Raw genomic sequence first — 17,810 nt, 5'->3', positions numbered from 1 at the left:
TCCTTACCCATCAGTCTCTTGCAGGGTGACGAGACCGATCCGGCGATAGCCGGCCGCATTGAGACGGCCCATCACCCGCATAATCGTGCCGTAATCGGCATTGCGATCACCGCGCACGAAAATGCGCTCGTTGAGCCCGTTTTTGGCAAGCGCCTGCAGCGTCGCCACGAGCTTGTCGGACGAGATCTCCTCCTCCTGCAGATAGATCGACCCATCGGCATTGACCGACACCGTCAAGGGCTCCGTGTCGGCATCCATCGCCTTGGCCTGCGTTTCCGGTAGGTCGATCGGCACGCCGACGGTGAGAAGCGGCGCCGCCACCATGAAGATGATCAGCAACACCAGCATGACGTCGACGAAAGGCGTGACGTTGATCTCCGCCACCAGCGCATGGCGGCGGCGCAGACGATGGCGGCTGCTGCCGCCCCTGCTCGGTGCGATCATCCCAGCACCCATCAGGCCGCTCTCCGCTCGTCGATCTGGCGTGACAGGATTGCCGCGAACTCGTCGGCAAAGCCCTCCATCCGGGTCGCGAGCCGGGACACCTGGCTGGCGAATTTATTGTAGAACATGACCGCCGGAATGGCCGCGAAGAGGCCGAACGCCGTCGCAAGAAGCGCTTCGGCGATGCCCGGCGCCACGACGGCGAGATTGGTGTTCTTCGAGGCCGCGATCGCCTGAAACGAGGTCATGATGCCCCACACCGTGCCGAAAAGGCCGATGAAGGGGCCGGCCGAGCCGACAGTCGCGAGCACCAGAAGCCGCCGTTCGAGCCGGTCGACCTCGCGTGCGATCGTGACATCCATCACCCGGTCGATGCGCTGGCCGAGGCCTGCGAGCGATTTCGCGCCCCCCTCATAGGTGCGCTTCCACTCCTTCATGGCGGCAACGAAGAGGGCCGCCATGCCGTGCGCTTCACGCGCCGACACCTGGTTATAGAGCTGTTCGAGGGACTGGCCCGACCAGAACGTATCTTCGAACTTGTCGAGCTGGCCCTTCATCCGGCGGTAGAGCAGCGTCTTGTCGATGATGATCGCCCAGCACCACACGGAAGCTCCGAGCAGGCCAAGCATGACGATCTTCACGACGATATGCGCCTGCCAGAATAGAGATAGCAGGGAAAAGCCACCCGCCGGATCGGCGAGCGCTGTCTGGGCAACTTGATCCATGGAATGAGATCGCTCTTTGTTCGATCTTGGCGGCTCTTGACCGCCGAATGTGACAAAAGCACGGCCTGAGAGAGCCTGCCCCGATGAAACCAGTCTAAAGGATGAGAGATCATCACGGTTAACGAACCGTTAGGAGCGGGTCCTCATAGCGAACTTTTCTTGTTCGCCATAAACGATTGGAACCGTTGGAGTCGGAAGGCGTTTGATATTCCAAACAGCAGGCCGTTGAGGCCAAGAGGAATCCCATGTCGCGCTTCGACGCCCGCCTTGATCAGACTGCAGATCAACCGACCGAGACCGACTCGCGCTTCACCGACGCCTTGGTCGTTTCTGCACTTGGCCTCTCCGTGTTCCTGGTCGCTCTTGGCGGACTTGCCGCTTAAATTTTTACGGACTTTGTCTGAAAGAGGCGCTCAAGGCCTCTCGCACGGTTCCCGGCAGGCGCGCCGGACGACCTTCAGTGGTCAGCAACGCCGCTTCCACGACAGCCTTGACCAGAAGAGTTTCGCCGCAGCGCAGCTCCTGCGTCAACGTCACCCGCGCCCCGCCCACTTTCTCGGGCCTCGTGAGGACGGTCACGATATCGTCGATGCGCGCCGGCTTTTCGAACTCGATCGTCATCCGCCGCACGGCAAAGGCAAGGCCGTCCTCGGCGAGCACACGATGATGCACGCCGAGAAGGCGTAGGAAATCCGAGCGACCCCTCTCCAGAAAATGCAGGTAGCGGGCGTGATAGACGAGGCCCGAAAAATCCGTGTCTTCGAAATAAACCCGCTGATGCAGGATATGCCCGTCCGCCGTCAGCCGGCCGGAAAGTTCGGCGGGCGCGTCAGCTGTCGTCGTCATTCAGAAAAAGCCCCATCTGCGCGGCCCGGTCCTGCGTCGGCACGGCGAGGCCCAGATGCTGGAAGGCCCTTGGCGTCAACAGGCGCCCGCGCGGTGTTCTTTGGATAAATCCCTGCTGGATGAGATAGGGCTCGACGATGTCTTCGATGGCGTCGCGCGGCTCCGATAGGGCTGCCGAAATCGTTTCGATTCCGACCGGCCCGCCACCGAAATTCTCGGCGATCATCACGAGATAGCGCCTGTCGAGGAGATCGAGCCCGCGGGCGTCGACCTCGAGCGCCAGAAGCGCCTTGTCTGCGAGAGACCGTTCGATACGCTCCGCTCCGTCCACGGCCGCAAAATCGCGCACGCGCCGCAACAGCCGGCCGGCGACCCGTGGCGTGCCGCGCGCGCGCCGGGCAATTTCGCTCGCCCCTTCATCGGAAATCGGCGCCCCCAGAATGCGCGCCCCCCGGCGCACGATCTTTTCAAGCTCCGCCTCGGTATAGAAATCAAGCCGCACGGGAATGCCGAAGCGGTCGCGCAGAGGCGTCGTCAAAAGCCCGAGCCGCGTGGTCGCGCCGATCAGGGTGAAGGGCGCGAGATCGATCTTCACCGAGCGCGCCGCCGGCCCCTCACCGATGATGAGATCGAGCTCGAAATCTTCCATTGCCGGATAGAGAATTTCTTCCACCGCCGGATTGAGGCGGTGGATCTCGTCGATGAAGAGCACGTCGCGCTCGTCGAGATTGGTGAGAAGGGCTGCGAGATCGCCCGCTTTGGCGATGACCGGTCCCGACGTGGAACGGAAATTGACGCCGAGCTCGCGCGCCACGATCTGGGCGAGCGTCGTCTTGCCGAGCCCTGGCGGCCCGACGAAAAGCACATGATCGAGCGCCTCCGAGCGCGACCGCGCCGCCTCGATGAAGACTTTGAGATTGCCCCGCGCCTTCTCCTGGCCGACGAAATCGGCGAGCCGCTCCGGCCGGAACGAGGCGTCGGGATCGCTGTCCTCGACGCGCGCATCGGCGCTGACGAGACGGTCTGTGCTCACTGGCTGAGCTCCTTCAGGCCGAGCCTGATCAATTTCGCGGTTTCGGCCCCCTCGCCCGCATCACGCATCGCTTTGGCGATCGCGGCCGAGGCCTGTGCCTGGGCATAGCCGAGATTGACGAGGGCGGAAACCGCATCGGCGATCGGCTGCGGCGCGACCTGATCGCCGAGATCCGATTGCAGGCGCGACAGCGACGGATCGCCACCGATGCCACTGCCGAGCGCCGGCGCCTTGTCCTTGAGCTCCGAACAGATGCGCCCGGCAAGCTTCGGCCCGACGCCGGGCGAACGCGCGATCATCGCCTTGTCCTGCAGCGCGATCGCGGAGGAAAGATCGGCCGGCCGCAGCGTGCCGAGCACGCCCAGCGCCATCCGCGTGCCCACCCCCTGCACCGAATTCAACAGCCGGAACCATTCGCGCTCCACATCCGAGGCGAAACCGAAAAGCCGGATCTGGTCCTCGCGCACATAAGTCTCGATCGAAAGCGTCGCCGCCTCTCCGGGCGACGGCAGCGCCTGCAGCGTCTGCGTCGAGCAATGCACGACATAGCCGACGCCGCCGACATCGACGATGACCCAGTCGGGTCCGTAGGAATCGATGCGCCCTTTGAGTTTGCCAATCATGGATGGGTGTCCGGCGAGATGATCTCGATCGTTGGGAAATAACCGCGATAATAGCCGCGGTCGCGCGTAAGAAGCCGGTAGCCTCGGACCGAAGCATGCGCGCCGATATAAAAATCTGGAAGAGGCCGTGTCCGTTCGCCGCCTTTTCCCCGATAGGTCCTGTAAACCAAACCGGCCATGAAAGCGGCATCCCAGGGGAGTTCTTCCTTGCGGATGCTGGCATGCATCAGCATCGCCTCGAGCTCCTCCCGCCGTGCATATCCGCTGGCAAGCTCCGAATAGACCACCGGATTGACGACAAGCTCACCTCGGTTGGCTGCATCGCGCAGCGCCATCGAAGACCATCCGAACCAGACTTGGTTCGCCTCCGAAATATCGAGAAGGACATTCGTATCGACGAGCGTGTCACGCATCGCCGCGCATGAGCCGCATGATCTCGTCGGTCGAGAGCCCACGATTGACCGTCCTGGTGCCAACGATCGCTTCTACAGCCCGGTCGCCGCGCGTTTTGCCCGGGCGCTCCTCAGCATCTGCTCTGCTCAGAGTAACTCTGCCTTCCTCAAAGCTGAAGCGAACCTCGCTGCCCGGTCGCAAGCCGGCGAGATCGCGTAAGTGCTTGGGCACGGTAACCTGCCCCTTCGAGGTCATGCGCATCGGAGCCACCCTTGTAATGCTACCCAGGTAAGAAATAGAACATTACAGAAACGTCGGCAAGGCGACGAGGCGCATTCTCCTGGGCTTCACCCCCGCCCGCGCACCAACCGCATGAGTTCGTCCGACGAAAGATGTTCGTTCGCGGTGCGCGAGCCTTTGATCACCTCGATCCCCCGACCGCCACGCCGGCTCTTCGCCTCGACCGCAGGGTTTGTCCCCGCCTGGGCCACGGCGCTGCCGCGGTGATGCGCGTGGCAGATGGCGATGGCGAGCGCGTCGGCGGCATCGTCGCTGTCGAAGGTCGCCTTCGGCATCAGGATGGAGACCATCGTGCGGATCTGCCCCTTCTGCGCGTGGCCGGCGCCCACGACCGACTTCTTCACCATGTTGGGGGCGTATTCCGCCACTTCGAGCCCCGCCTTCGCCGGCGCCAGAAGGGCAATGCCGCGCGCCTGCCCGAGCTTCAAAGTGGCGCCCGCATCGCGGTTGACGAAGGTGTTTTCCACCGCCGCTTCGCCGGGGCTGTGTTCGGAAATCACGGCGACGAGCCCGTCATAGAGCGCGGCGAGCCGGTCACACAGCGCGTCTTTTTCGTCGGAGCGCACCGTGCCGGCCGCGACGAAGGCGAGCCGTGTCCCGGACATATCGACGACGCCCCAGCCGGTGCGGCGCAGGCCGGGATCGATGCCGATGATGCGAATCGTCTGCTTCATCGGCCGATCATAGCGAAGACCGGGAGAAACAGCGCAGCTTACGAATCCTCGGTCGAAACCGTGAAATTGAGCGGCAGGCGCCCGCCGTCGACATAGACAGTCTGCCCGGTCATGTAGCTCGCATCGTCGGAGGCGAGGAAGGCTGCGACCGCGGCCACCTCGCTCGGCTCGCCGATGCGGCGCAGCGGCGTGCGTGTCAAAATGCGCTGGCGGGCTTCGGCATCGTCGGCGACATGCCCCAGCATGTCGGTCATGATGGAGCCCGGCCCGATCGCGTTGACGCGGATGCCATGCGGCGCGAGCGCCAGCGCCATCACCTTGGTGAGCTGGTTCACGCCACCCTTGGAGATCGTGTACGGCACCTGGTCGGGGATCGCGACGACGGCATTGACCGAGCTCATATGGATGATGACGCCCGGATCGCCGCCCGCTTCGATCTGTTTGACCATGCGCTTGGCGACGGCCTGGCCGACGAGAAACGCCCCCTTGAGATTGACATTGAGGACGCGGTCGAATTCATCCTCCGTCAACGCCAGGAAATCCGCCTTGAGCGCGATAGCAGCACAGGAGACGAGGACGTCGATGTCGCCATAGGCGTCGACCGTCGTCGCCAGGAGATTGCGTACCGAGAGCTTTTCGGCGACGTCGCAATGCACGAAACGCACAGGCCCGAGATCGCCGAGCGCCTCCACCGAAGCGCTGCCCGCATCGTCGTCGATATCGGCGAGGACCACCCGCGCCCCCTCAGACAGGAAGCGCTTGGCGACGGCACGCCCAATTCCCTTCGCTCCACCGGTCACGATGGCGACCTTGTTTTCCAGCGACATTGGCATCTTCCCTTTTGGCCCGTCCGGCCCGAACGGCGGAGACCGAGTCGCCTCAGCCGTTGCCGATGAAGCCGGGATAAAGCGTCATGCCTCCATCGGCAAACAGACAATGGCCGTGCACATAATCGGCGGCGTCCGACACGAGCCAGACGACGGCCTGAGCGATATCCTCCGGTTCGCCGATCCGGCCATAGGGGATGAGGCTGCGGATCGCATCCGCATCGTCGGCACGCTCATCGGCGTTGATGTCGGTGGCGATGGCGCCGGGCCCCACGGAGTTCACCCGGATTTTCTCATGGCCCACCTCCTGGGCGAGCGATTGCATGAGGAGGGAAACGCCCCCCTTGGAGGCCGCATAATTGACCCGCCCGGCCCAGGGAATGCGCTCATGGACGGAGGAATTGAAGACGATCTTGCCGAGTGCCGGGCTCACCTCTTCGCGCAGTCCCTTCTTGCGGAAACGTTTGACGGCCTCGCGGGAGACCAGAAAGGCGCCGGTGAGATTGGTGGAGATGACCGCTTCCCAATCGGCAAGCGACATCTCCCCGAAGGCACAGTCGCGCTGGATGCCGGCATTGGAGAAGACGATATCGACCGGACCGAGCTCCGCCTCGCAGCAATCGAAAAGCTTGTGGACATCGCTCTCGCACCCGACATCGCCGCCGATGATGACGCCTCGGCTTCCGGCTCGTTCGACAGCGGTGAGTGTCTTGGCCGCCCCTTCCTCGTCGGAATGGTAGTTGATGACGACATCGGCCCCCGCCTTCGCCAAGCCCGCGGCGACGGCCGCTCCGATGCCCGAGCTCGCCCCCGTCACGACGGCGTTCTGTCCTTCCAGGCTTAGTCCGTTTTGAGCTGCCACTGAGCCCCTCCTGAGCGTGAATGGGTGGAAGGACGCAAGCGATGTCGGCCGAGCGGCCTTTCGCGTCGAAGGCGTATCGCCTGAAGAGAAGCCACCGGCACCCTGCACCGTCCTGCGTCCCTTTGGAGCGTCTCTCTAGAACGTCTCCCCCTATGAAACGTGTCACTGAGACTGTGTCCCTGGGTGGCGAACGTCAGGCTGCGAACCGGGTTCCCTCATCGCCGTCGAGAGCCCGTTCCAGCCAGTGGGCGGCCGAAATCAGAGAGAGATGCGTGAGCGCTTGCGGGAAGTTCCCAAGATGCGCCCCGGACGGGCTGAGCTCCTCCGCATAGAGGCCGACATGGTTGGCGTAAGAGAGCAGTTTTTCGAACATGAGCCGCGCCCGCGGCAGATCGCCTGTCCGTGCCAGCGCCTCCACATACCAGAAGGCGCAGGTGGTGAAGGCACCTTCGCGCCCGGAAAGCCCGTCGACGTCTTCGGCGCCCTCCGCCTCGTCGTCGTAACGCAGGACGAGGCAATCCTTGACGAGACGGTGCTCCACGGCACGCATCGTTCTGAGCCAATAGCGGTCGCGGGGATTGATGAAGCGCACGAGAGGCATCAAGAGGACGGAGGCATCCACCGTCTTGGAGCCCTTATACTGCACGAAGGCGCCGATCTCCTCGTCCCAGAACTCCTCCATAATGGAACGATAGATGGTGTCGCGCTCGGCCCGCCAGGCTTCCACCGGCCCCGCCAGAGAATATTTCACCGCCATGCGGGCCGCGCGGTCGAAAGCCACCCATGACATCAGCCGCGAAGACAGAAACTCCCGGCGCGGCCCACGCACCTCCCAGATGCCCTCGTCCGGCCGGTGCCAATTCTCCTTGAGCCAGTCGAGCATCTTGACGATTTCTCGCCAGGCTCGGACCGATGGCTGGCCGAGCGATTTTGCCGCCACATAGATCGTGTCCAGAAGCTCGCCATAAATGTCGAGCTGCAATTGCTCGTAGGCCGCGTTGCCGATCCTGACGGGCTGCGAGTTCTTCCAGCCTTCCAGATGGTCGAGCGAGACTTCTTCGAGATCGTGGCGCCCGTCCATGGCGTACATGATCTGCATCTCACCATCGTCGCGTCCCTCGGTCAGACCGAGAAGGAAGGTCGTAAACTGATGCGCTTCCTCGTAACGGCCGAGACGGGTGAAGGCGTAGACGGAAAATGCCGCGTCGCGGACCCAGCAATAGCGGTAATCCCAGTTGCGACTGTTTCCGGCCACCTCCGGCAGGCCAAAGGTCGCCGCCGCGGCAATCGAGCCGTGTTTCTGCGAGGAGAGGAGTTTCAGGACCAGCCCGGAGCGCACCACGACGTCGCGCCAGCGCGAGGGATAATGGCCGTTCGCCACCCAATCGTGCCAGAAATCGCTCGTTTCGATGAAACTCCTGGAAACGTAATCGGCATCGATCGGCGGGGCGTCGGCGCGTCCCGGACAGAGGACGACGAAGGCATGTTCGCCTTCCTTCAAGCGGAAACGTGCCTCTGCGGCCCCTTCCGATATGCCGAGCTGGACGTGACTGTAGAGAAAGAGATGCCTCTCCCCGTCTGAGAACTTGACCCCGTAGGGGATCGCCTCCGCGCTCGTCGTGCCGCGCGCGTAATCGAAGCGTGGTGCGCAGGAGAGCGTGAAATCGACCTCGCCCTGAATCGCCTTCGCCCGCCGCACGATCCGCCCCGACCCGTCGAGCGGCATGAAGTCGGAAACCTCCGCAACGCTCTCCTCGCCCTGGAAGCGGGTGATCAGAATATTGGTGTCGGGCAGATAGAGTTGGCGCGAACGCAACCCGTCGCACGCTGCACTCAACTTGAAATGTCCGCCCTTCTCCCGGTCGAGAAGCGAAGCGAACACCGTGGGCGAATCGAAATTCGGATAGCAGAAAAAGTCGATCGTGCCGTCGAGCGCGACGAGCGCCGCCGTCTGCATGTCGCCAATGATGGCGTGATCTTCGATCGGCGTGAAGGTTTTGTCTGTCATGAGGGATGATATGTGAAGGACGAAGAGCCGGCTTACTAGCCTAGCGCTCGCCTTCCCACCGTCCAGGGCGGAAAGGCATTCTCCGACGGATACGCTGAAGACGGCCTTTCCGTGCAACCGAAAGGCGGTTGGCTTTCACGGGTCTCGCCATGTACTCCCCCGGCTCCTGGTGGTGAATCATGCAGCCCTTGAATCGTTTCCGTTCCCAACGCGAAGTCCCGACCGATGTCCCCGGCGGTGGCAGGCTGTCGTGGCCAGGCCACGCCGGCGCGACCGTCGTCTTGGCCTTGCCGTTGATCGGCACCCAGCTCGCGCAGGTGACGATGAACGTCACCGACACGGTCATGGTCGGCTGGCTGGGCGCGCGCGAGCTGGCCGCGGCGGTGCTCGCCACCCAGGCCTTCTTCCTGTGCTTCATGTTCGGCGTCGGTTTCGCCCAGGCCGCGCTGCCGCTGGCCGCCAATGCCGAGGGCCGCAACGACGTGCGCGGCGTGCGCCGCTCGGTCCGGATGAGCCTCTGGGTTCTTTGGCTCTACGGCGCAGCGATGATGTTCCCGCTGTGGGAGATCGAGGCGATCCTCGTCGCCTTCGGTCAGGAGCCGGATCTGGCCGCGATGGCGGCCGATTACATGCATGTGGCGCAGTGGTCGATGTTTCCTGCCCTCCTGATCATGGGCCTGCGCTCCTATCTGACGGTCGTGGGCCGCGCCTATCTGGTGCTCGCCGTCATCATCGTCGGAGCACTCGCCAACGCGCTTTTGAACTACGTGCTGATCTTCGGCCATCTCGGCGCCCCCGCCCTTGGCCTGGTGGGCGCGGCGATCGCAACTTTGGTGTCCAATCTTCTGATGGCGGGCCTGCTTGCGGCCTATACGGCGCGGGCGACAGGGTTGCGCCGCTATGAACTCTATGTCCGGTTCTGGCGCCCCGACTGGTACGGCTTTCGCGAGATCGTGCGGCTGGGCTGGCCGATCGGCGCCACGATCATCGCCGAAGTCGGACTGTTCGCCGCCGCCTCGGTGATGATCGGCTGGCTCGGCGCCGTGCCGCTGGCCGCCCACGGGATTGCCCTGCAGATCTCCTCGATCACCTTCATGGTTCCGCTTGGGCTGGCGAGTGCGGCCACCGTCCGCGTTGGCCTGGCGGCCGGGCGCGGCGACCGGATCGGGCTCGGTCGGGCCGGCACGGTCGCCCTGGTGATGGGTGCGGCGATCGCGGTTGGCGCCGCGACCACCTTCCGCTTGCTGCCGGAGGAGCTGATCGGGCTCTATCTCGACCCCGCCAACGTCAATGCCGACGAAGTTCTCGCCTATGCGGTGCCGCTGCTCCTGGTAGCCGGTGTGTTCCAGATCGTCGATTCGCTGCAGGCGGTGGCTGCCGGCATCCTGCGCGGCCTCAAGGACACGCGGGTGCCGATGATCATCGCGATCGTCAGCTACTGGGTGATCGGCACGCCGACCGCCTATGTCCTCGGCTTCGTCCTGAACTGGGGTGGTGTCGGGGTCTGGTGGGGCCTGGCTGCGGGGCTTGCGGCCGCAGCCGTGCTTCTGACGGCGCGCTATCTGCGCCGCGAGCGCTATGGCCTCGTCGGCTTCGAGCCGGCGTGACGAGGCGCACGGCACGGCAGGCGAAGAAAAAGCGGCCGCCAGAAAGCGGCCGCTTCGACGTCATTCAAGCGACGAAGAACCCATAGAGGCCGCCGCAAACCCTGGCGGCCCTCTCAGCTCTCAGCTCACCCGCATCTGATCGACATGTTCCACGACGCCCTTGATCTCGTCGAGGATCGCCGGATCGTCGATCGTCGCCGGCATGCGGAAATCCTCGTGATCGACGATGTGGCGCATCGTGGCGCGCAGGATCTTGCCCGAGCGCGTCTTCGGCAGGCGATGCACGACATGCACCGTCTTGAAGGCGGCCACCGGCCCGATCTCCTCGCGCACCAGACGGATGCACTCCTTCTGGATCTCCAGCGGATCGCGGTCGCGGCCGGATTTCAAGACGACGAAGCCCATCGGCATCTGGCCCTTGAGCGCATCGGCGGCGCCGATGACGGCGCATTCGGCAACGTCCGGATGGTTGGAAAGAACTTCTTCCATCGCGCCCGTCGACAGGCGATGGCCAGCGACGTTGATGATGTCGTCGGTGCGCGACATGACGTAGACATAGCCTTCGTCGTCGAGCATGCCGGCATCGGCCGTCTTGTAGTAACCCGGGAACTCCAGGAGATAACTCTCCTTGAAGCGCTCATCGGCGTTCCACAAAGTGGGCAGGCACGCAGGCGGCAGCGGCAGTTTGACGACGATATTGCCGAGCGTATTCGGGCCGACCGGATGGCCGGCATCGTCGAGGATCTCGATCTTGTAGCCCGGCATTGCAACCGTCGGCGAGCCGTACTTGACCGGCAACAGGCCGAGACCTGCCGGATTGGCAGCGATCGCCCAGGCCGTTTCCGTCTGCCACCAATGGTCGACCACCGGCACGCCGAGCTGATCCTGCGCCCAGCGGATCGTATCTGGATCGGCGCGCTCGCCCGCCAAAAACAGCGTACGCATTTGGCTGAGATCGTAGCGGCCGACATGCTCGCCCTGCGGATCTTCCTTCTTGATCGCGCGGAAGGCCGTCGGTGCCGTGAAGAGGGCGGAAACCTTGTGCTCCTCGATGACGCGCCAGAAGACGCCGGCATCGGGTGTGCCGACCGGCTTGCCTTCGAAGACGATCGTCGTGCAGCCGTGCAGAAGCGGCGCGTAGACGATGTAGGAATGGCCGACGACCCAACCGACATCGGATGCGGCCCAAAAAACCTCGCCCGGATCGATGTCGTAGATCGCCTTCATCGACCATTTGAGCGCCACCATGTGCCCGCCATTGTCGCGCACGACGCCCTTCGGCCGTCCGGTCGTGCCGGAGGTGTAGAGAATGTAGAGCGGGTCGGTCGCCGCAACCGGCACCGGCGGCACCTTCGTGCCGGCATTCTTGGCCGCTTCGACGAGCTCCAGATAATCGTAGTCGCGCCCCTCCGTCAGCTCGCACGGCCCCTGCTCGCGCTGCACGACCAGGCAGAATTCCGGCTGGTGGCGGGCGATGTCGAGGGCCTGATCGAGAAGGGGCTTGTATTTCACGACCCGATTCGGCTCGATGCCACAGGAGGCGGAGATGATCGCCTTCGGCTCACAATCGTTGACGCGCGTCGCAAGCTCGTTTGCCGCGAACCCGCCGAAGACCACCGAATGCACGGCGCCGAGCCTGGCGCAGGCGAGCATGGCGAAAAGCGCCTCGGGCACCATCGGCATATAGACGATGACGCGGTCGCCCTTCTCGATGCCCTTCTCGCGCAACACCGCGGCCAGAGCCTCCACCTCGGAGAGAAGCTCCTGGTAGGTGATCGTACGCTTCGCACCGGTGATGGGGCTGTCGTAGATGATCGCCGGCTGGCCGGGACGGCCTCGCTCCACATGGCGATCGACGCAATTGTAACAGGTGTTGGTTTCGGCGCCGGCGAACCAGCGCCCATACATGCCCATTTCGGGATCGAAGATCTTCTCGGCAGGCTTCGACCAGTCGATCTCTTCGCCGGCTTTGGCCCAGAAGGCTTCCGGATCCTCTTCCCAGGACTTGTAAACCTCGTGATAACGGCTCGTCATATGTGTTTCCTCCCCGATAATTGGTACATTCAGCAGGCCCGGTCGGCAATCACCTCCAGGTAGCTCCAGCTTCGCCGCGCCCTTGCCTCCGCCCCTCGGTCAGCGAACGACGAAGACGGAAACCTCGCTGTGCGTCGCAAGATAGCCGGCACGTGACGAAAAAACGTGTTCGGCGAAACCGGGCACATGGGAAGACATGACGACGAGATCGGCGCCCGTCTCATGAACCTGTTCGCTCAACGTCTGATCTAGATCTCGCGTCGGATCGTGGCTCGTCACCGCCTTGGCTTCAAATGTAACGCCGTGCTTATCGCTCTGCCGGGCTGCGAATTCATTAAGTCTTTCGGCGAACTCGGCCGGATTATGGGAAAGAGAGCTGGGAAGAGCCGCCGAGACCCCGACGAGGATGAGGCGCGAGCCATGTTGCTTGGCAAGGCTCGCAGCCGCCTCCAGGGCTCTCTCGAGCTTGTCCGCATGGGCAAGATCCGCTGGCACGAGAATGGTTCGAAACATCTAAGCCTCCCTGGTCGTGGTTGTCCGTAAGCCTAGCCCAAAATATCGACTGCCAAACCTGCGGGCTCCGCAGTCGAGAGCGAAAACGGATACGACCGTAGCGGGAGAATGCATTTCTCTAGCTAGAAAAGCGGGTTGCGCTAATTTTTTTAGCTTGAACAGTGAAAAATATTACATTTGAATATAAATGTAGCGGTAACGCATCGTCCTAAGAAGGCGAGATTATTGCGACTTGCGAACTGAAATTCCGGCTTGCCGATCTCTGGGAGCGTGTGATGGCGACATTTTACGGAACCGAAAATTCCGAGACGATGGTCCTTGGGCCGGGGAACGACCGTGCGCTGGCCTATGGTGGCGCGGACACGATTTTCGCCGGCCCAGGCGATACCGGTGATGACAACATCTTCGGGGGCGCCGGAGATGACCTTATCTTTGGCAAGCTCGGCGATGATGATCTTCGCGGCGGGTCGGGCAACGACACGATTTTCGGCGGTGACGGGGCCGACGAGCTTGATCCAGATGGTGCAGTTTCTGGTGAAGACATCCCCGACACGGCGGCCAACGTGAACCACGTCTTTGGCGGCGCCGGCGACGACCGTATCGCGCCCGCAGAGGGCTCCGACTTCCTCGGCGGCGGCGACGGGAACGACTACATTGAGGGTGGCGGTGGCAACGACGTGTTCTTCGGCGGGCGGGATGCCGGCAACGATACGCTTTACGCAGGTGCCGGCAACGATACAATCTATGCGGGCGCGGGCAACGACTTCCTCTACGCTGGAGACGGCAACGACATCCTCTTCGGAGGAGACGGAAGCGACGTCCTCTTTACCGGGAATGGCAACACAACGTTGTGGGGTGGTGCCGGAGACGACTGGCTCTACGGCAGTTCAAAAGGCTTTGGCCCGACGACGATGGCGTTCGTAAATGGCTCGGGGGCCGACACCATCTATCTTTTCGACATCGACCAAGACCGAATAGATATCAGCGCCTACGGTTTCAGCTCGAACAGCGCGGTGAGCGCTCGGGCGCATGAGGTTCAGACAACCTACCATACGAACGTCGTCATCAATCTAGGCGGAGGCTCAACGATCGAGATCGACGACATGGAACTAGAAGATATCAATGACATAACATTTATCTTCTAGCCTGTTTAATTCATAGCGATCGGGTTTGGGTGCTCTGAACCAGTGAATTTGTCTTTCTGGGATCGCAGTTCGACATGGCTTTCTCTTCGCCGGGGATGCCCCTGCGTGGCGGAGAGACGAGGTTTACAGGTTGCGGTCGAGGGTTGGTTCGGGGGCGTCGCGGCCCCGTCGATCAGGCGATGAGGCGCGGCATCCGGCCCAGGACGACACGCAGGATGCTCTGGTCCTGGCAGGATGTCGGCATGTGCAGGCGGATATGCGTCTTCAATCCGACAACTCGAGCGGCGATTTTGATGAGGCGCAGACGCAAGGTGTCGAACTGCGCGACGGCGAGGTGCGAGCGCTTTGGCATCGCGGCGCGCAGGCCCCACATCAGCCAGTAGGCGCCAACATGCAGGAATAGGCGCAACTGGTTCGCCGTCGGTTCTGACGGGTGCTGCCCGATCGCGCTGGCGCGGCATGATGCCCCGCCCCCGTCACACGTGCAAACCTTGCGATGTTACACCCCATGATTGCGTTCGGGGTTCTTTGGAGGATATCGAAACCTGTCTGTCAGGTTTCGTTTGCCGAGGCTCCAGGTGCTCCCTATATCTCGCCTTCGCGCGGCTGCCCGGTTCGACAGGAGTCACATTCCCCGGGGCCTTATCGATCTCGAAGGGAGCTGTCCCTGGTCTTGCCCGTGGGCTTGACCAAAACGGCGCCCACCTACTTTGTAGGTTTCCCGGGATCGTACACTCCACCGGCCATGGCGGCCGCGCTCTCAACCCCCTTCCTCGTCGATCTTTCTCATGGACGTCTCCTCAGCCAAGGCCAAGCTTCGCACGCAGGCATTGCTGCGGCGCGCAGCCCTCGGCGAGAGCGAGCGGCGCCTGCGCTCCGCCCACGCTGTCCGCCACATCGAAAAGCTCCTGCGACGAGGAGAGACGGTGGCGCTTTTCTGGCCGATCCGCGACGAGATCGATCCCCGGCCGCTCCTGCCGCTCATCGCGGCACAGGACGGCACAGCGGCTTTGCCGGCAATCGTCGACCACCGCCTCGTCTTCCGCCATTTTCTCGATGAGGAAAGCCTGGAGGCCGGCACCTTCGGCACCCGTCACCCCTCGCCTCATCACGGCGAAGCGACGCCCGATCTGATCGTTGCGCCGCTTGCCGCCTTCGATCGCGCGGGTGGGCGCATCGGCTATGGTCGCGGCTATTACGACACCGCGGTGGCGGAGCTTCGGGCGCGCGGCCACGTACCCCGTCTTGTGGGGCTCGCCTTCTCGTGTCAGGAGGTCGATATTGTTCCCATGGAAGATCACGATATCCCCCTCCCCCTCATCGCCACCGAAGACGAGCTCATCGACACCACCGCCAAGCCTACGGAGGCCCTGTGAGGATCCTGTTTCTCGGTGACGTCGTCGGCCGCTCCGGCCGCAAGTCGGTCAGACACAACCTCCCCTCCATGGTCGAGCGCTGGAAGCTCGATTTCGTCGTCATCAACGGCGAGAACGCCGCCGGTGGCTTCGGTATCACCGAAAAGATCTTCCAGGAGCTCCTCGACGCCGGCGCCGATTGCATCACGACAGGCAACCACGCCTTCGACCAGAAGGAGGCGCTCGTTTTTGCCGAACGGCAGGAACGGTTTCTGCGCCCGCTCAACTATCCGCCGCAAACGCCGGGCCGCGGCGCCAACATCTACACGGCCCGGTCCGGTGCCCGCGTCCTCGTCATCAATGTGATGGGGCAGCTCTTCATGACGGCCCTCGATGATCCGATCGCATCCGTGGAAAGAGAAATCTCCGCGATGCCGCTCGGCCGCGACTGCGACGCCATCATCGTCGATTTCCACGCCGAGGCGACGAGCGAAAAGCAGGTCATGGCGGCTTTTCTGGACGGCAAAGCAAGCCTCGTCGTCGGCACGCACACGCACGTGCCGACCGCCGATTACCGCATTCAGCCGGGCGGCACGGCCATGATGACCGACATCGGCATGTGCGGCGATTACGATTCCATCATCGGCATGCAGAAAGACGAACCTCTGCATCGCGCTGTGACGAAAATCTCTTCCGGTCGTCTCGGGCCCGCAATGGAAGAAGCGACCTTGTCGGGGATCGCCGTTGACGTCGATGATGCGACCGGGCTGGCGAGGAAGGTCGCGGCCGTGAGGGTCGGACCGCATCTGGAAAGATCCGTCCCGACCTTCTGGACCGACGACGACTGAGCCGCCGAAGACTGAGCGAGCACTCGCCGCCCCGGAATGGACGTCGAGAGAAAGGCGCGTGAAATGGTCGACCTGCCTTTGCACGGGCGCTGCTTTTGCGGCGCCATTCGCTTTGAGGCGAAAAGCGAACCTCTTCAGGTCTCCTGGTGCCATTGCCGCGATTGCCGTCGTCAGACGGGCGCGCCGGCCGTCGTCTGGGCCGGCTTTCCGGGCGATCTCGTCGCCTGGCACGGCGCACCGAAAGATCGGCAATCCTCTCCGGGCGTCACCCGCTCCTTCTGCCCCGATTGCGGCACGCCCTTGACCTATCTGGATTCCCGCCTCCCGGGCGAAATCTACATCCATGCTGGGCTTTTCGACGAAGCCGATCGTCTCGTGCCGGACAGGCACGCCTATGTGACGGCCAAACTCTTCTGGCTGCATCTCGACGACACTCTGGCAAAGTACGACGACGACACCCGCCACCGGCCGGACGTGCCCCACCCCTGACGCCGCATCCTCGGCACCTGTCGCACGGAGTGTGCGGTTCGCTGCGATCTCCACGCCGGCGCAAGCGTTTTAGGTCTATGGTGGGGGATGCAGGAACCGAAGCGCCCGCCGACACCCGGCCGGAAACGCTTCAGGAGAGGTAATCGCACCGTCGTGCCGATCTACACAGTCACACACGTCACGACCTATCGGTACCAGAAACGGGTCGGCTTCGGGGAGCATCGCATGATGTTCCTGCCGCGCGAGGGGCACGACCAGCACCTGCTCTCCTCCACCCTCACCATCACGCCGGAGCCGGTCAGCCTGCGCTGGCACGACGATGCGCTCGGCAACCGCGTCGGCGTCGCGCGCTTCAGTGGCGGCAGCAATTCGGTCCTGGCCACATCGCTCGTTTTCGAAAGCGTCATCCGCGTCGCGCATTTCCGCTCGCATCCCGCCGGCATCAATCTGGACGAGGAGGCGCGCTTCCTGCCGGTCTCGCTCAGCGATGAGGAAAAAGAGGATCTTCGTCCCTTCCTTTTCCGGCGCTATCCCGACCCCGACGGCACATTGTTGCGCTGGGCGGAGAGCTTTCTCGACCCTTCGGAGCCGCTTCCGACCTTCGAGCTGCTGACCGCGATGATCCACGCGATCCGGCACGACCATGCCTATATTCGCCGCGACCACGGTATCCAGGATCCCGCCGAAACGCTCACACTGCGCAGCGGCACCTGTCGCGATTTCACCGAACTGATGATTGAAGCCTTGCGCGCCCTCGGCCTGCCGGCGCGCTTCGTCTCCGGCTATCTCTATGTGCCGGCGCGCGACAGCCACGACATTCACGGCGGCGGCGCCACCCATGCCTGGGTGCAGGTCTATCTCCCCGGCGCAGGCTGGGTCGACATCGACCCGACGAATGCCATCCTCGGCAATGAAGGCTTGATCCGCATCGCCGTCGCCCGCGAGCCGAGCGAAGTCCTGCCGTTGTCCGGCTCATATATCGGCATGCCGGACGACGATCTCGGCATGGAGGTGATGGTCAAGGTCGTGCGCGAGGAGGAAAGGTGAGGTTTTCCTAAAATTCCTCGTGTTTCGGAGGGAACCG

Annotated in this window: 19 protein-coding genes, 1 other RNA gene and 2 pseudogenes; 8 read left to right on the top strand and 14 right to left on the bottom strand. The window is 63.2% G+C overall.

Going from position 1 to position 17,810, the window contains the following annotated elements; translation table 11 throughout:
- Positions 1-3: 3 nt before the first annotated feature.
- Positions 4-456, bottom strand: coding sequence for a protein TolR (tolR, locus tag J2R99_RS09625; RefSeq protein ID WP_370872339.1), 453 nt, complete (start codon positions 454-456; stop codon positions 4-6).
- Positions 456-1,169 (bottom strand): protein TolQ, encoded by a 714-nt coding sequence (gene tolQ / locus J2R99_RS09620; RefSeq protein ID WP_092815542.1) that lies wholly within the window; start codon positions 1,167-1,169, stop codon positions 456-458. Before tolQ ends, tolR begins: the two co-directional genes overlap by 1 nt.
- A gap of 245 nt (positions 1,170-1,414) precedes the next feature.
- Here tolQ and J2R99_RS09615 point away from each other — a divergent pair, with 245 nt between their 5' ends.
- Entirely contained in the window at positions 1,415-1,552 is a 138-nt protein-coding gene (locus J2R99_RS09615; RefSeq protein ID WP_307154279.1) for a hypothetical protein, read from the top strand.
- Between the two features lie 4 nt (positions 1,553-1,556).
- Here J2R99_RS09615 and ybgC read toward each other — a convergent pair whose 3' ends face one another.
- The 9 genes and pseudogenes from ybgC to J2R99_RS09570 form a co-directional block, all read right to left on the bottom strand.
- Positions 1,557-2,015 (bottom strand): tol-pal system-associated acyl-CoA thioesterase, encoded by a 459-nt coding sequence (gene ybgC / locus J2R99_RS09610; RefSeq protein WP_307154278.1) that lies wholly within the window; start codon positions 2,013-2,015, stop codon positions 1,557-1,559.
- The gene (ruvB, locus tag J2R99_RS09605) at positions 1,999-3,048 is read right to left on the bottom strand and encodes a Holliday junction branch migration DNA helicase RuvB (protein WP_307154277.1); all 1,050 of its coding nucleotides are present in this window, start codon (positions 3,046-3,048) and stop codon (positions 1,999-2,001) included. The genes ybgC and ruvB overlap by 17 nt, the downstream gene beginning before the upstream one ends.
- Entirely contained in the window at positions 3,045-3,671 is a 627-nt protein-coding gene (ruvA, locus tag J2R99_RS09600; RefSeq protein WP_234629033.1) for a Holliday junction branch migration protein RuvA, read from the bottom strand. Before ruvA ends, ruvB begins: the two co-directional genes overlap by 4 nt.
- A complete protein-coding gene (locus J2R99_RS09595; RefSeq protein WP_092815534.1) occupies positions 3,668-4,084 on the bottom strand; it encodes a type II toxin-antitoxin system VapC family toxin in 417 nt (138 codons plus the stop codon). The genes ruvA and J2R99_RS09595 overlap by 4 nt, the downstream gene beginning before the upstream one ends.
- On the bottom strand, positions 4,077-4,325 hold the full coding sequence (locus tag J2R99_RS09590; RefSeq protein WP_092815531.1) for an AbrB/MazE/SpoVT family DNA-binding domain-containing protein: 249 nt from the start codon (positions 4,323-4,325) through the stop codon (positions 4,077-4,079). Before J2R99_RS09590 ends, J2R99_RS09595 begins: the two co-directional genes overlap by 8 nt.
- Positions 4,326-4,546: 221 nt before the next feature.
- A pseudogene (gene ruvC / locus J2R99_RS09585) lies at positions 4,547-5,038 on the bottom strand (crossover junction endodeoxyribonuclease RuvC); the annotation flags it as partial.
- Positions 5,039-5,076: 38 nt separating this feature from the next.
- The gene (locus J2R99_RS09580) at positions 5,077-5,865 is read right to left on the bottom strand and encodes an SDR family NAD(P)-dependent oxidoreductase (protein WP_307154276.1); all 789 of its coding nucleotides are present in this window, start codon (positions 5,863-5,865) and stop codon (positions 5,077-5,079) included.
- Between the two features lie 52 nt (positions 5,866-5,917).
- On the bottom strand, positions 5,918-6,727 hold the full coding sequence (locus tag J2R99_RS09575) for an SDR family oxidoreductase (protein ID WP_307154275.1): 810 nt from the start codon (positions 6,725-6,727) through the stop codon (positions 5,918-5,920).
- A 193-nt stretch (positions 6,728-6,920) separates the two neighbouring features.
- The gene (locus tag J2R99_RS09570) at positions 6,921-8,735 is read right to left on the bottom strand and encodes a glycoside hydrolase family 15 protein (protein ID WP_307154274.1); all 1,815 of its coding nucleotides are present in this window, start codon (positions 8,733-8,735) and stop codon (positions 6,921-6,923) included.
- A 179-nt stretch (positions 8,736-8,914) separates the two neighbouring features.
- Here J2R99_RS09570 and J2R99_RS09565 point away from each other — a divergent pair, with 179 nt between their 5' ends.
- A complete protein-coding gene (locus J2R99_RS09565; protein WP_307154273.1) occupies positions 8,915-10,342 on the top strand; it encodes an MATE family efflux transporter in 1,428 nt (475 codons plus the stop codon).
- Between the two features lie 120 nt (positions 10,343-10,462).
- Here J2R99_RS09565 and J2R99_RS09560 read toward each other — a convergent pair whose 3' ends face one another.
- Both J2R99_RS09560 and J2R99_RS09555 read right to left on the bottom strand, forming a co-directional pair.
- Positions 10,463-12,376 carry a propionyl-CoA synthetase gene (locus J2R99_RS09560; RefSeq protein ID WP_307154272.1) on the bottom strand — a complete coding sequence of 638 codons (1,914 nt, stop codon included), beginning with the start codon at positions 12,374-12,376 and terminating at the stop codon, positions 10,463-10,465.
- Between the two features lie 99 nt (positions 12,377-12,475).
- The gene (locus J2R99_RS09555; protein ID WP_307154271.1) at positions 12,476-12,889 is read right to left on the bottom strand and encodes a universal stress protein; all 414 of its coding nucleotides are present in this window, start codon (positions 12,887-12,889) and stop codon (positions 12,476-12,478) included.
- Between the two features lie 275 nt (positions 12,890-13,164).
- On the opposite strand from J2R99_RS09555, the gene J2R99_RS09550 reads away from it, so the two are divergent.
- A complete protein-coding gene (locus J2R99_RS09550) occupies positions 13,165-14,034 on the top strand; it encodes a calcium-binding protein (protein ID WP_307154270.1) in 870 nt (289 codons plus the stop codon).
- A gap of 172 nt (positions 14,035-14,206) precedes the next feature.
- On the opposite strand, the pseudogene J2R99_RS09545 reads toward J2R99_RS09550, so the two are convergent.
- A pseudogene (locus tag J2R99_RS09545) lies at positions 14,207-14,464 on the bottom strand (transposase); the annotation flags it as partial.
- A 170-nt stretch (positions 14,465-14,634) separates the two neighbouring features.
- On the opposite strand from J2R99_RS09545, the gene ssrS reads away from it, so the two are divergent.
- The 5 genes from ssrS (at position 14,635) to J2R99_RS09520 (ending at position 17,773) form a co-directional block, all read left to right on the top strand.
- Positions 14,635-14,793: non-coding RNA, 6S RNA (gene ssrS / locus J2R99_RS09540), on the top strand.
- Positions 14,794-14,822: 29 nt separating this feature from the next.
- A complete protein-coding gene (locus J2R99_RS09535; RefSeq protein ID WP_307154269.1) occupies positions 14,823-15,410 on the top strand; it encodes a 5-formyltetrahydrofolate cyclo-ligase in 588 nt (195 codons plus the stop codon).
- Positions 15,407-16,237 carry a TIGR00282 family metallophosphoesterase gene (locus J2R99_RS09530; protein ID WP_307154268.1) on the top strand — a complete coding sequence of 277 codons (831 nt, stop codon included), beginning with the start codon at positions 15,407-15,409 and terminating at the stop codon, positions 16,235-16,237. The genes J2R99_RS09535 and J2R99_RS09530 overlap by 4 nt, the downstream gene beginning before the upstream one ends.
- Before the next feature lie 63 nt (positions 16,238-16,300).
- Complete coding sequence (locus J2R99_RS09525) at positions 16,301-16,726, top strand: GFA family protein (RefSeq protein WP_307154267.1); 426 nt, start codon at positions 16,301-16,303, stop codon at positions 16,724-16,726.
- A 153-nt stretch (positions 16,727-16,879) separates the two neighbouring features.
- Entirely contained in the window at positions 16,880-17,773 is an 894-nt protein-coding gene (locus tag J2R99_RS09520) for a transglutaminase family protein (protein WP_307154266.1), read from the top strand.
- Positions 17,774-17,810 lie beyond the last annotated feature (37 nt).

It is taken from the genome of Rhodopseudomonas julia (assembly GCF_030813515.1).
Lineage (GTDB): Bacteria > Pseudomonadota > Alphaproteobacteria > Rhizobiales > Afifellaceae > Afifella > Afifella julia.
This window is presented reverse-complemented; position numbering and strand designations above follow the sequence as displayed.

What these genes read in the sequence shown, in the direction of transcription:
- J2R99_RS09560 (WP_307154272.1), bottom strand. Translation starts at nt 12,376, where the DNA reads ATGACGAGCCGTTATCACGAGGTTTACAAGTCCTGGGAAGAGGATCCG.
- ybgC (WP_307154278.1), bottom strand. Translation starts at nt 2,015, where the DNA reads ATGACGACGACAGCTGACGCGCCCGCCGAACTTTCCGGCCGGCTGACG.
- J2R99_RS09550 (WP_307154270.1), top strand. Translation starts at nt 13,165, where the DNA reads ATGGCGACATTTTACGGAACCGAAAATTCCGAGACGATGGTCCTTGGG.
- ruvA (WP_234629033.1), bottom strand. Translation starts at nt 3,671, where the DNA reads ATGATTGGCAAACTCAAAGGGCGCATCGATTCCTACGGACCCGACTGG.
- J2R99_RS09565 (WP_307154273.1), top strand. Translation starts at nt 8,915, where the DNA reads ATGCAGCCCTTGAATCGTTTCCGTTCCCAACGCGAAGTCCCGACCGAT.
- J2R99_RS09580 (WP_307154276.1), bottom strand. Translation starts at nt 5,865, where the DNA reads ATGTCGCTGGAAAACAAGGTCGCCATCGTGACCGGTGGAGCGAAGGGA.
- J2R99_RS09570 (WP_307154274.1), bottom strand. Translation starts at nt 8,735, where the DNA reads ATGACAGACAAAACCTTCACGCCGATCGAAGATCACGCCATCATTGGC.
- J2R99_RS09555 (WP_307154271.1), bottom strand. Translation starts at nt 12,889, where the DNA reads ATGTTTCGAACCATTCTCGTGCCAGCGGATCTTGCCCATGCGGACAAG.
- J2R99_RS09525 (WP_307154267.1), top strand. Translation starts at nt 16,301, where the DNA reads ATGGTCGACCTGCCTTTGCACGGGCGCTGCTTTTGCGGCGCCATTCGC.
- tolQ (WP_092815542.1), bottom strand. Translation starts at nt 1,169, where the DNA reads ATGGATCAAGTTGCCCAGACAGCGCTCGCCGATCCGGCGGGTGGCTTT.
- J2R99_RS09615 (WP_307154279.1), top strand. Translation starts at nt 1,415, where the DNA reads ATGTCGCGCTTCGACGCCCGCCTTGATCAGACTGCAGATCAACCGACC.
- J2R99_RS09590 (WP_092815531.1), bottom strand. Translation starts at nt 4,325, where the DNA reads ATGCGCATGACCTCGAAGGGGCAGGTTACCGTGCCCAAGCACTTACGC.
- tolR (WP_370872339.1), bottom strand. Translation starts at nt 456, where the DNA reads ATGGGTGCTGGGATGATCGCACCGAGCAGGGGCGGCAGCAGCCGCCAT.
- J2R99_RS09595 (WP_092815534.1), bottom strand. Translation starts at nt 4,084, where the DNA reads ATGCGTGACACGCTCGTCGATACGAATGTCCTTCTCGATATTTCGGAG.
- J2R99_RS09535 (WP_307154269.1), top strand. Translation starts at nt 14,823, where the DNA reads ATGGACGTCTCCTCAGCCAAGGCCAAGCTTCGCACGCAGGCATTGCTG.